Source organism: Neobacillus massiliamazoniensis (assembly GCF_001048695.1).
In the GTDB taxonomy this organism is placed as follows: Bacteria; Bacillota; Bacilli; order Bacillales; family Cytobacillaceae; genus Neobacillus; species Neobacillus massiliamazoniensis.
Genome location: NZ_CVRB01000001.1, coordinates 1313438 through 1327446 on the forward strand (window position 1 = coordinate 1313438; position 14009 = coordinate 1327446).

8 protein-coding genes and 1 pseudogene are annotated in these 14009 nt (G+C 33.6%); 8 read left to right on the forward strand and 1 reads right to left on the reverse strand.

Translation table 11 applies throughout. The features are described from left to right. Window positions 1-135: 135 nt before the first annotated feature. Window positions 136-618 (reverse strand): sigma-70 family RNA polymerase sigma factor, encoded by a 483-nt coding sequence (locus tag BN1082_RS06235; RefSeq protein WP_090632273.1) that lies wholly within the window; start codon window positions 616-618, stop codon window positions 136-138. A gap of 612 nt (window positions 619-1230) precedes the next feature. Between BN1082_RS06235 and BN1082_RS06240 the strand changes: the two genes are divergently transcribed. From BN1082_RS06240 to BN1082_RS06275, 8 genes and pseudogenes are all read left to right on the forward strand, one after another. After that, the gene (locus BN1082_RS06240; RefSeq protein ID WP_090632276.1) at window positions 1231-3441 is read left to right on the forward strand and encodes a bifunctional 2',3'-cyclic-nucleotide 2'-phosphodiesterase/3'-nucleotidase; all 2211 of its coding nucleotides are present in this window, start codon (window positions 1231-1233) and stop codon (window positions 3439-3441) included. Window positions 3442-3968: 527 nt separating this feature from the next. Then, a complete protein-coding gene (locus BN1082_RS06245) occupies window positions 3969-6557 on the forward strand; it encodes a YfhO family protein (protein ID WP_176699670.1) in 2589 nt (862 codons plus the stop codon). 37 nt (window positions 6558-6594) lie between these two features. Further along, window positions 6595-7581 carry a glycosyltransferase family 2 protein gene (locus BN1082_RS06250; RefSeq protein ID WP_090632282.1) on the forward strand — a complete coding sequence of 329 codons (987 nt, stop codon included), beginning with the start codon at window positions 6595-6597 and terminating at the stop codon, window positions 7579-7581. A 14-nt stretch (window positions 7582-7595) separates the two neighbouring features. Next, window positions 7596-8006, forward strand: coding sequence for a GtrA family protein (locus BN1082_RS06255; protein ID WP_090632284.1), 411 nt, complete (start codon window positions 7596-7598; stop codon window positions 8004-8006). Window positions 8007-8576: 570 nt separating this feature from the next. Continuing rightward, window positions 8577-9911 carry a glycosyltransferase family 2 protein gene (locus BN1082_RS06260; protein WP_218055137.1) on the forward strand — a complete coding sequence of 445 codons (1335 nt, stop codon included), beginning with the start codon at window positions 8577-8579 and terminating at the stop codon, window positions 9909-9911. Window positions 9912-10147: 236 nt separating this feature from the next. Continuing rightward, a pseudogene (locus tag BN1082_RS26945) lies at window positions 10148-10282 on the forward strand (UDP-N-acetylglucosamine 2-epimerase (non-hydrolyzing)); the annotation flags it as partial. Window positions 10283-10675: 393 nt separating this feature from the next. Beyond that, entirely contained in the window at window positions 10676-13036 is a 2361-nt protein-coding gene (locus tag BN1082_RS06270) for an N-acetylglucosaminidase (RefSeq protein WP_176699671.1), read from the forward strand. Between the two features lie 171 nt (window positions 13037-13207). Then, entirely contained in the window at window positions 13208-13945 is a 738-nt protein-coding gene (locus BN1082_RS06275; protein WP_090632293.1) for a WecB/TagA/CpsF family glycosyltransferase, read from the forward strand. Window positions 13946-14009: the final 64 nt, after the last annotated feature.

A 14009-nucleotide genomic window follows, 5' to 3' on the forward strand; every position in this document is an offset into this window, starting at 1 on the left:
CCCCGCAGGCGCTATAGCGCCGAGGAGGCTCCCCGGACCGCCACTAGAGCGGAAATCAACAGACAAAGTTTAACAGACCATTCATAAAATGGGGGGTGCCCCTAAAAGTTATACTTTTGGGACACCCTCCGGTAGTTATGTCAACTTAAGCCTTTTAAGTTTTTCTTGTGCTCCTTTGCGCCATTGTTTGACGGCCGAGACGGAGACGTTCTCTTTACAGGCGATTTCATTTATAGATAAGTCCTCCACGAAGGTGTACACAACCCACATTTTTTGTTTATCTGTCATCCCTCCGCAATAGGATAGCAGCATTTCGGTTTCGCAAGGCTCCTCCTCCATACTACCTTCAATTGTTTCCCAGTATTCTTCTTTTGGAAAGACATAGCGTTCATCTCGTTTGGTAGCTTTTTTTAATTCTGACAAGAGCCGTCCTTTTATAAACTTGTAGGCGTAACAAGTAAAATTCCCTCTCGACAAATGAAACGATTGGGCTGCTTCCCATAATCCGATCAGGCCAATTTGAAAAAATTCATCTATATTTTTGTAAATGTGCAAGGAATGGATCATTTTATAAATCATCGGACGAAATTGTTCTTCTAACTGATCAAAGCCTTCCATTCATAAAAACCTTTCAGGAAAGCGCGCTTTTCCAATGTATTCCCGGGTACCTTCACCATAGACTTATAAGAAATTTTAATCTAATTAAAGAAATGCTATTTTTACTATTAAAAACATCCTAAAAAAAAGCTTTTTCCATAAAAAATTGTATTTTGAAGGCGGAATTCATATTTATAAACTCTTTTTCTATCGATTTCAGAAATTTTAAAAATAGGGAGTTATTACTATTTAGTAGATAGTAAATGTAAATTTAATGAATCAGTTTAATTACCAAGATAGATTATGAAAATGCTGTCGAAAATGAAAAACTTTTGTCACAGCCCTGAAAAGGTTCTTTCACTGGAGAAATGTCGGTTTGTGTAAAATTTTATCGTTTTTTGTTTGTTTTTGTAGAAATAGAATTATTTTACTAATTGATTCAGAAATATATAATTAAAGAGTAATGTTTTTGTAATTTTGGTAGCGTTTTCAGTATTTTTTAGACCGCTATTCTTTGCTGTTTGTTTAAAAAATCTGTCTAATGCTGTCAATACTTTAAAAGGAGTTGATAAATCTAAATTATTGTTCGTAGTGTGGGGGCGGAAAACTATAAATAGAAAGGTGTACACACCAATGAAGAAAAAGAAATTTTTTAGCAAGATTAGTAAACTGACCACAGCAGCCTTGATTCTTACCACGATTATTTCACCAATGAATTCCTTTCATGCAAAAGCGGCAGCCACATCAGGAAATAAAGCTACTCTTCGCATCTTAGAAACTACTGATCTTCATTCTAATGTTAGAGCGTACGATTATTATAAAGATACAGATGTAAATATTAATTTTGGTCTAGCGAAAACAGCAACCCTTATTGAACAAGCACGATCTCAAGAAGCTAACTCAATGCTTTTTGATGCAGGGGATTTAATCCAAGGAAACCCACTGGCAGACTATGTTGCAAAGGTTCATCCATTGGGACCAAATGATACACATCCCATCATCAGAGCAATGAATTATTTGCATTATGATGCAGGGATTGTTGGAAACCATGAATTTAACTATGGCTTAGACTATCTTAATCAAGTTTTAAGTAAAGCCAATTTCCCGATTGTTAATGCGAATATCTATAAAGATGATCACGATAATAATCCTGATAACGATCAGAACTACTTCACACCGTATCAAATTTTGGATAAACAAATTAAAGACGCAAGCGGCAATACTCATACTATAAAAGTGGGTGTAGTTGGCTTTGCACCACCGCAAATTTTGAACTGGGATCGCGATAATCTTTATGGAAAAGTTATTGTAAAAGATATTGTTGAAACAGCGAATAAGTATGTTCAAGAAATGCGAAATAAAGGAGCAGACGTCATTGTAGCAATTGCTCACTCTGGTTGTGATATTGCAGCAGATGGTCAGCAAGATGCTGAAAATGCCGTTTATTCCTTAAGTAAGGTTCCAGGGATCGATGCGCTTCTTTTTGGACATGCGCATTTAAACTTCCCTGGAGGTAAGGAATTTCATGAGGGCCAGAAATTAGAGAATCCTGATTTACCAGGAATAAATAATTCTCAAGGGACCATCAACAATACACCTGCCGTAGAAGCGGGATATTGGGGAAATAATCTAGGTGTTCTTGATTTGGCTTTAGTTGAGCAGCCTGATGGAAAGTGGACAGTAGATAAAACGAACTCACACTCCGTCAATCGTCCAGTTTCGGCTGATACTCCCGAAGATTCAGTAATTGTAAAGGATGTTCAACCTGAGCACGCTGGCACTTTAGATTATGTTCGTGGAACGATTGGTAAAACCACCGCTCCATTGTACAGCTATTTTGCACAGGTCCAGGATGACCCGACCATCCAAATCGTGAATAATGCACAAAAGGCTTATGTTGAAAAGTGGATTAAGGATAAGGAACCAGAATTAGAAGGAATCCCGGTATTATCGGCAGGAGCTCCATTTAAGGCAGGCGGCAGAAGCGGTCCGGCCTATTATACTAATATTCCGACCGGTCCTCTTTCCATAAAGAGTGCGAACGATTTATACTTATACCCTAATACGCTTAAGGCCGTCGAAGTAACGGGAGCTATTGTAAGAGAATGGCTTGAAATGTCCGCAGGGCAATTTAATACGGTTGATCCAAATAGCACGCAACCGCAAAATATTATCAATGATTTATTCCCATCCTATAACTTTGATGTTATTGATGGAGTAAATTATCAAATTGATATTACAAAACCGGCCAGATATAAGATAGATGGTACAATGGTAAACAAGGATTTCCACCGGATTATTAATTTGACCTTTAATGGTGAACCTATTAAAGATGATCAGAAATTTATTGTTGCAACCAATAACTATCGTGCAGGCGGTGGCGGAAACTTCCCTGGGCTTGTCGGTGGAATTGGTAAAATAGTCGTTAATTCACCTGACGAAAGCCGTGAAGTGTTAATTAACTATATTCAAGAAAAAGGAACGATTGACCCAAGCGCAGATCATAACTGGTCACTTGCTCCTATCAATAAAACGGTTCAATTAACATTCAAGTCTGCGCCAGAAGCAAAGGTGTATGCTGACCAATCTGATAATATTAAGTCACTTGGCAATGTAACGGAAGGCGATCAGAAATGGGGACTATATTCGATAATAGCCAGCGAGGCAAAAGTAGATAATCCACCTGCAAACAATGGCGGAAGTGGAAGTACTACTACTCCTGTGAAACCTAGTAAACTGCCTGACACCGCAACAAATATGGTTAACTACTTCTTCTTAGGATTATTTATTTTCTCAATTGGACTTTCATTAATGATTAGAAGACGAGGATTGCTAGGTAAATAGAAACATAATAGAGGATTTCTCAAAACAAGGACTTAGAAACCTTAACGACTATATGCAGCGAAAAAATTTACTTGTTTTTCTACTATCTATTAGTTCAGTCTGGGGTCTTAAGCCTCTTGAGATATCCTTTTTGGTAAGAAAGATGTGACAGGTCAAGCCAGTCAGATATACTTTTTCAAAAGTGTTGATTAACCAAAATAACAGCCATTCCAGAACGCCAGCCAATAAGTTGTTCTTTTAGTAGTTGTCTTTTAAAACAAGTTTAAATATTTAACATAGAATTTATACCTTAAGAAAAATCCCTATCTTCCAGATAGGGATTAATTTTGATCATTGGTTATAAGGAAGTTTGAAATAGTATTGAATTTTAGAAATTTTCAGACGTGAGAAATTATATTGTTTTCCAGATTTTATTGTGTTAATATTTTTGATTGAAAACTGATATGAGAAATATATTCTAGTTATTTCTAAAATTTGAAACTGAACTTTTATGATATAAAATCACACTTAAATAAAGGATGATTGCTTTGAAACTGTCATTTATAAAGCTTGCTAAAAATAAATATATATTACTTTTATTATCATTTTTATTACCATTTGTCCTTTTTGGTGTTGTATTGGCGCAGTTTGGAATATATCCATTTGGAAGCAAATCAATATTAATTAGTGATATGTATAGTCAATACATTGAATTTTACAATCGGCTGTATGATGTATTTTATAATGGGAAAAGTCTCTTTTATAGTTGGGAAGCAGGAATGGGGCTTAATTTCCTAGCAGTTATAGCGTATTATCTAGCTAGTCCTTTATCCATATTAATTATTTTCTTTCCAAGAAACCATTTACCTGAAGCAATGATTTTAATCACTTTAATTAAAATTGGTCTTTCAGGGGCAACGATGTATTTCTTTTTAAGTCGTTTCAGTTTAAGTGAAAAATTTTCCACCTTATTTTTTTCAACATTTTATGCTTTAATGACCTTTTCGATAGCTTATTCATTCGATATCATGTGGTTAGATGGAATATATATGCTACCTTTAATCTTATATGGGGTAGAATTGTTAATTAAAGACGGAAAATATACGTTTTTAATTGCATGCTTGGCCATAACTTTTATTTCGAATTTTTATGTAGCTTTTATGATAGGCATTTTTACATTTTTATATTTCTTAGTTCGGTTTTTCTCATTACAAAGAAAAACTTCATTTTTGTTGTTTTTAAAAAAAATCTGGCTTTTTGGTACGTCTACAGCTATAGCAGCAGGACTATCTGCATTTTTGATACTCCCTACCTATTTAGTGATAAAAGCAAATCACGGTGATCCTGCTCAACCTCAAATTTTGCCGAAAATTCATTTATTTAATTATTATTTAAAATTTTTTAATGGTACATATGATTCTCTAATTGATGGGCTACCCAATATTTATGCAGGTTTATTAACATTACTTTTGTTTCCGCTCTTTTTTGTTTCAAAAAAAATCAAGTTAAAAGAAAAAGTACTTTTTTTACTTTTATTTTCCTTTCTAGTTTATAGTTTTCAGAATTCAGAACTATATTTTATATGGCATGGTGGCCATAATCCTAACTGGTTTCCATATCGGTTTTCCTTCCTTTTATCTTTTACAGTGATATATCTTGCATTTCGAACTTTCGTGGTACTGGATAAAACCATTTCGCCTTATTTAATAGTACTTTATATTTTTAATATCCTGTTTGTTCTTTTTGTTTGGAAATATACGCCGAATGGACTAAGCAATAAATTCGTTATAATCAATATTGTTCTTTTAACCATTTACTTTATTCTTATGTACTGTAAGCTACATATTTCAGAATATAAAAAGTTCATTCATATACTATTGATTCTGGCGGTTTGTTTAGATACAACATTAAATTCAGCGAAGATAATACGATCATTGGATCATCAATTTCAATATAAACCTCGTGATATGTATAATGGACCTTCTGATTATATAAACATGATTAATTGGTTGAAAAAAAATGATCATTCTTTTTATCGTATTAACACGGATCCGCCAATCACGTGGAACGATTCCATGATGTTAGATTATAAAAAAATGGATAGTTTTAATTCACAATCTAATAATGATTTGAACCGTTTTTTAAATGAATTGGGCTATACTACAAGTGATAGTGTTTTTGTTGATATGGGCAAAGGGATCGTTTCTACGGACTCCCTAATGGGATTTAAATATATCATTTCAAATTATCCTATAGATAAATTTGGGTATGAATTAATTCATCATGAAGGAAATTATCTTTTGTATAAGAACAATAATGTCTTATCGTTAGGAACTGTTCTAAATAATCAAAACCATATTAATTTCCAGGAAGGTTTGGATAATCCTTTCGAGAAGCAAAATCTTTTATTTATGGGTGCAACAAAGGCTTCCCCAAAATTATTTGTTCCAATGGAACCTACTTCCATACAATATGAAAATCTTACTGTACAAACTGAAGCAGATGGTCAAAAATTTATTAAGAATGATAAAACTAAAAATGCCTTTATTAAATATTCTTTTCCGGTTTCAGGAAGGCAACAGCTATATACATTATTGAAAACAGATGGAATTTCTAATTCTAATGTTTATGTTAATGATACATTACCTGGAAAAGGTTACCCTAACGTATACTCTAATCGAGTATTAGATCTAGGTGCATTCCAAAATGAAACTGTTACTGTAAAAATAGAGGTTTTATCAGATGAGTATACATTAAAAAATGGTTTATTTTATGCTATGGATATGAATTTGTTTGAAAAAAAGGTTGATGAATATAGAAAACAATCATTAACTGTAAAGAGTTTTCAGGATACAAACATTTCTGGAGATATAAAATTAAATGAAAACGGAGTTCTATTCCTATCTATTCCATACGATTCTGGCTGGAGTGCTGTTGTAGATGGGAAGAAAGGGAAAATTGAAAAAATCGGTGGATTTTTAGGTATAGATTTAGAAAAAGGAAATCATAAAATAGATTTACACTATGTTCCTCCAGGCTTCCATGTAGGATTAATTATTTCATTATGCAGTTTACTTCTATTTATAGTGCTTATTTTGATGAATTTTAGGAAAAAACGGCAAAATAACATTAATTAATAAGTTGATTAAAAATAAATGTAAAGGAAATTTATAAATGAAAAAAACAGTTACTATTTTGGTACCAGCTTATAATGAGGAAGAAGTACTAGACCAGTTGTATGAACGATTAAGTAAAGTCGTTGAGGATATTCCTTTTTATGAATTTGAAATATTATTTGTAAATGATGGCAGTAAAGATAATACATTGAACAAAATTAAATTATTTAAGGAAATTGATGAAAGCATTTCATATGTCAATCTTTCCAGGAATTTTGGTAAAGAAATAGCCATGATAGCAGGATTGGATTATGCAAAAGGGGATGCAGTTATTATCATTGATGCAGATTTACAAGATCCCCCAGAGCTAATTCCAGAAATGATCAGACTTTGGGAAAATGGATATGATGATGTTTATGCAAAACGAAAAACAAGATTTGGAGAAACTTGGTTAAAAAAGACAACCTCCTCGCTTTTTTATAAGGTTTTACAAAAATTAACCCGAATTCCAATCCAAAAGAATACAGGGGATTTTCGCCTTCTTGATCGAAGATGTGTTGAGGCCTTAAAGCAAATAAGAGAAACACAAAGATATACAAAGGGTATGTTCAGTTGGATCGGTTATAATAAAAAGGAGATATTATTTGATCGTGATCCTCGGGCTGCTGGAGAAACAAAATGGAATTACCTTAAACTAGTAGACTTAGCAATTGAGGGGATTACCTCATTTACCACTACTCCATTAAGATTCTCTGCTTTATTTGGTTGTATCATTTCAGTTTTTGCCTTTATTTATATGATTTGGGTTATTACAAAAACTCTTTTATATGGGGAGAATGTTGCGGGTTATCCATCGTTGATGACAGTCATCCTTTTTTTAGGGGGAATCCAATTAATTTCTCTGGGGATTATTGGAGAGTATTTAGGAAGAATATTTAACGAAACAAAGAATCGTCCACTTTATTTTGTAGATGAATATAACAATGAAAAGGTGCTAAATGCTAACAAAAATCAGTCAGATAAAATTCTTCATTCTCAAAAGTAAAGTAGGAAATTGGAATGAAAATTAATAAAGAGGTTTTAAGTTATCTTGTGTTTGGTGGATTAACAACTCTTACAAATATAGTAAGTTATAGTATCTTGGCTAAAGTTTTCCATATGGATTTTAAACTAGCTACGACCGTTGCGTGGTTAATATCGGTAATTTTCGCTTTTATTACTAATAAACTATATGTTTTTAATAGTAAACAAACCAAAATTAACCTATTAATTAAAGAATTTAGTTATTTTATGTTTTTCCGACTTTTATCATATTTTGTGGATTTAGGAATGATGATCCTAATGGTAGATGGGATGAAAATTGAAGACATTGTATCCAAAATAGCAGCGAATATTGTGGTAGTGGTTCTTAATTATTTTGCGAGCAGGTATGTAATATTTAAACCAACAAAAGAAATCAAAAAACAATAGTAGCTCAAATATCATAATTTCCTTTTTGAATGAAAAATCAACAATAGAATAAATAAGTAAAACAAATCCCGAAAGCAAAAGGTTGTAGTATTATACTCCTAACCGAATCCATAAAATGTTATATGCTTAAAGATTAGCGACTTATTGATATGTTACACATTGGTAAGCCATATGCCTTAATAGGGCACATACGGTTTGATGAGGGGGGTAGCCTTGACAAAGGTTACCCTACTCCATTGTATGAAGGAATTTTTACCATATAGGCATATTGTGAACTGTAAGGATTTCTTTAACTTAAGTGTGAAATGAAGGACTAGTAAAAGTTTAAAGGATGTAATGAAATTGAAATGGATGCCATAAAAAATCAATTTATTAATTCTTGCAGACTGCCTGCCTATGTGATAGTCTTTTCTAGGAGGAAAACACCTTTGAATAATTTTTATGGAAAGAGTTATGAATGATAAGAAAAATTAATAGGTAGTTGAATTAAAGCAAAAGATATAGGTGAATAGTAAAAATAGAATAGCTTCAATTATTGAAAGTTTTTCATGAAAAATAGGAGGAAGGAAATTGGAACATTTTGGAATGCTGATAATAAAAGTCCTTTTCGGTTTGTTTTTTATATTTACTCTATACATTAATATAAGTGCATTATACAGCGTGATATTAACGTTTTTTGGGTTTGGAAAAGCAAAAAGGGATTATGAGCTAATTGAAGATGAAACCAGATTTCTTATTTTAGTGGCGGCTCATAATGAGGAAAAGGTTATAGGTTCTACAATTGAAAATCTAAAGAAAATTCGTTATCAAAAAGATCTTTATGATATTTATGTTGTCAACGATAATAGTACTGATAGAACTGGTGCTATTTGTGATGAGCTAGGAATGAAACACATTGACACAATTGAAGGTCTATATGAAAGAGAGGGTGTTGGTAAGCCTGCAGGTTTACAATATGCACTCAGATCTTTGGGTTTTAAAGAACTACAAAATAAGTATGATGTTTTAATGATTCTGGATGCAGATAATCATATCGATGCAGATTTCCTAAAGGAAATGAACTCACAGTTCATTGGGAAAGGCAGACCGGAGGCAATTCAAGCTTACCTTGATTCGAAAAATTCAACGACCAGATTGTCACTTGGTTATGCAATGAGTTATTATTTAACCAATCGATTCTTCCAATTAGCAAAATATCGTGCCGGGTTACCAAATGCAATCGGCGGAACAGGGTTTATTGTTAGAATGGATTATTTGATGAAACATGGAGGATTCCGCTTCCATTCATTAACAGAAGACTTAGAGCTAGAAATGGAAATCGTTAAGGATAATGGACGGGTTCTCTGGAATCACTTTGTTCGGGTATATGATGAAAAGCCTGATAATCTCAAAATAAGTATAAAGCAAAGAACAAGATGGTCACAAGGTCATTGGTGGGTAGCCTTTACAAATTTACGACCAATGTTAAAAAAATTGTTTACTGAAAAAGGGAAAATTAGGATAGTGGACCAAATTTTATATTTATTCGGTATGGCCCGTGCGGTACAAATGACCATCGTACTTGTTAGTATTATCGCTTCTGTTGGTTATACGATTTTGACACAAAATTATCATAATCTTCCTCATTTAGGTATGAACTTTTTAGATCTTCTTTTTGGATTAAGTATATTCACTTTAGTCTTATTTATATATCAGTTTTTTGGGTGCTTATGGTATGCCATTAGTGTAGATACGAAACATAAGTTTAGACCATTTGCGATGATTTTATCAATGTTTTACTATGCATATACATTTATTTATGCACAGCTTTTAGGTTTAATTAAATGGAAACAGCAGCATACTTGGGTGAAAACGGAGCACAATAAAACAGCAAAATTACATCATAACAGTAAAGAGAATGGCTGATTTTATCAAATGCTAGAAATTTTCATATAAATGAAAAGCATATTGGTTAAGCATTAAGGGGAGGCACTATTTTGTGCCTCCCCTTTTATATTTGGCTGTGTTAAAGGTAATTGTTGATTTTTGAAACTATGTTGATTGGAGCAGAAGGCGCGAGACTCCCCCGGAACGCCCGCGGATGCTCGCTTCTTGAGCGCAAATCAACAGGCAAGTTTAACACAGCCATATTTATTGGAAGACAAAGGGAAAATTCAGGAGGGCCAATGTGTAATATGTTCACTGCAATAAAGCGTCTAGTAGATAAATACGAAGATATCCAGGTGGTATATCCAGTTCACATGAATCCCATTGTGCGCGAGCTAGCAAACGATATACATTTAGATGTAGGGAATAATAGTTCATTTTTTTATAAGTGGTTAAGGAGGCAATGCAAACAGCTTCTTTAACTTTTTTGTATATTAGGAGGAAATAATAATTATGAGGGGGAAATTCCCTAATTTTCCTATGAGCTATAGAATTAATTGTCTTAATTGTCATGTTATATAGTGTTGAATCTATGAATTTGGTAATTTAGTACCATTGAAAATCATTGACAGTTTGCTATCAACAAAATAAGATAAAATTGGACAAATTTTTTATCCTTTCTACAATTATCAATTTATGGGGGGTGAGTTCAGTTTATAGTAGTTTGTAGAAAGATAAGGGGGAAATTAAAGAGATTGAAAAAAATTATATATTCCTTTCTACCAGTAACACTTTTTTTAATAGTGTTTCTTATCCCGAGTAAGTCTTTTGCTTATACAGACACTTCTATTTATAATATTGAAACCAGTGGGATAGTTGGTGAACAAAATACACAGAATGCTCTACAAAAATTAAGGCAGGATACTGGTTGGTGGGCAACGTATAAACCAACAGGAGCAACTGTACCGTACTATCAGATTAACTCGGGTGGTTATTATGGAGAGGATAATGTAAAAGCAATAATTAATCAATTTCAACAGACTACAGGAGTTAACGCAAGTTATCGTCCTATTGGAGACCCTGTGCCTTATAAACAGGTAGTATCCGGTGGCTATTATGGAGAAGATTATGTTAAAAATATAATCCAAGCTTTTCAGAATAGTACTGGTTTCTCCGCAACCTATCAACCAACTGGAGCTGGAATACAGAAAAAAAGAATTATATCCGGTGGCTATATAGGCGAAGATAATGTTAAGCAGGTTCTTCAAAAGTTTCAAGCAGCTACTGGGATACCGGCAAAATATGAGTCAAATGGCCAATATCAAGAATATTATCAGCTTGTTTCCGGCGGCTATTATGGAGAAGATAATGTAAAATCAATTCTACAAAATTTTGTGAGTCAGACTGGAATACCTGCAACTTATGTACCAAGTGCATACATTGATACATATACCGTCCTTACTGGAGGATTCGTTGGGGAAGCTAATACTCAATCAATCGTTTCACAAATAAAGAATGATTTAGGATTAGTTGTTAAATACGTTCCAGGTTTTCAACCAAATGTTTTCAACATTGTTTTCGACCCATTATCTGGTGATTCTCTTACTAAGGTTACCAATTATTTGGATCAAAAGCATTGGTGGTATTCAAAAACGAATACTGGGAAACCGGTACCATTGTATTATAATATCGTTTCCGATCCTAGTTTGGATAAGGGACAGCTAGATAAGGCATTAGGATTTTTCCAGCAACGGAATTGGTGGGCAACCGTAAAACCAACTGGTCAGAAATTTTATAATGTATTTCAAATCGTTTCGGATCCAATAACTGATGAATTAACCAGCAAAGGTTTAAACTTTTTTGCTCAAAATGGATGGTGGGCTACATCACAATCCACAAATGAATTGTACTACCAATATTACAATATAATATCAGAGCCTCTGCTAGAAAAAGAAAAAGTTGATAAGGCAGTAAATTTCTTTAAGAATAACGGCTGGTGGGTTACCTCTCAAGATACCAATAAAACAGGTTATACCTTATTTTGGATTACATCAGATCCGATTCTTGGAAGTGATAATGCTGCAAATGCATTGAAATTTTTTACAAACCATAATTGGTATGCTGTCTCACAACCTACAGGAAAGAGCGAGGGCGTTTATAAAATAGTAGTTGGTGGTTTCCAAGGCTATGATGCAACCCTTGGATATGCTAACTTGATTACAAGTACCTATGGCTGGCAAACTACCCCTGTAAAAGTAGTGAATGGACCGCAGGTGACCTATACTAACTATAATTTAACATTAAATGATATGTTGAATTTAGAGATGGGTCTATCTCCTCAAACTGAGAAATACATGAATGACCCTGCGTATATTTTTTCGGCATATATCGATCCGGTTAATAACATTATTACAGCGGATCCTACAGTAAATGTTAGAAGTGGTCCTGGCACAAACTATTCAATCGTAAGCAAGCTTAACAAGGGCTATAGCGGATTTAAGATTGTGGGTAAGGTAGGTAATGGGGATTGGACTCAAATTTCACTCAGATGGAAAAATGCACAACCAGCTGATGTGCAATATTATTTAGATCCAAATAATTTCCCTTCAGACAGCAAAGAATATTTCCAATTTCTTAAGCTATCATCACCTGCTGGTATTAATGTAGATGAAGTCAATACGAAGATTTTGAATGCTAATACAGGCATACTTAATGGCAGGGCTGCTGCCTTTGTACAGGCTGCAAAACAATATAATATTAACGAAATGTACCTTATTTCACACGCTTTACTTGAAACGGGTAATGGATCATCGGCCTTAGCAAAAGGTGTTACATACAATGGTCAAGTGGTTTATAATATGTACGGATACGGTGCATTTGATAGTTGTCCATTGCAATGTGGTGCTAAAACGGCTTATGATATGGGCTGGTTTACACCAGACCAAGCTATTATAGGTGGAGCTGCATTAATTGGAAGTGGGTATATAAATAATGCTACTTTCCAGCAAGATACACTTTATAAAATGAGATGGAATCCTGTAAACCCATACCATCAATATGCTACAGATATTGCATGGTCAGCAGCACAAGTAAACAGTATTTATAATTTATATAAGTTACTAGATAACTATACATTATATATGGACATACCTGTCTATAAGTAATAGTACCAATGGGACTAACTCAAAAAATGAGTTTAGTCCCATTTTTTTATATAATTAAAAGGATGATTTGCTAAATTATTTGAATATCGATTATACTCTTTATGTTACTTAATTTATCTTTTGCCGCGTAAACCTGTTTTTATCAGCCATAGATTAGAAAGAGTGGTTATAATGATTAACAATTCCAAAATTCACATCTTGAATACTTCTTTCGATCATATCAGTAGATCTCAATTAATGGCTGAATTGGATGGACGTATTAATAATGCAACAAAAACCTTCTTAGTTACCGCTAATCCTGAAATCGTTTATTATGCGGAGAAGAATCCTACATATCAGAAAATCATCGATCAAGCCGATTTTGTTATCGCAGATGGATATGGTGTCATCCTTGCTTCAAAAATAATAAGGAATCCGCTTCCGGAAAAGATACCTGGTTTTGAGGTTATGTGTGAACTTCTTGCAAGGGGAAATTCACACGGCTGGAGTGCTTATTTTCTTGGTGCGAAAAGGGACGTTATTGAACAAGCTATTTCAAATATTAAAGTTAATTATCCCCATTTAACGATTGCCGGATTTCATGATGGCTACTTTTCAGATTCATCCGAAATTGTAAAAGAATTAGAGGACACTAAGCCTGATTTAGTTTTTGTCGCACTTGGATTTCCAAAACAAGAAAAATGGATTCATGAGCAATTTAGTGAGATGGAAAAGGGTCTATTTATTGGGGTAGGCGGAAGCTTCGATGTACTAGCTGGGACTGTAAAAAGAGCTCCAGTAATATGGCGTAAATTAAACCTTGAATGGCTCTACCGGTTAATAAAACAGCCTAGCCGCTGGAGAAGAATGTTGGTATTACCTATTTTTGTATTAAAAGTAATCAAGAAGCACTTCTTTACTTTAAAATAAGACAGATAATTCCATTTTACGAAGCTATTAATATCTTAATTTAAATAAGTATCATTATATTGTT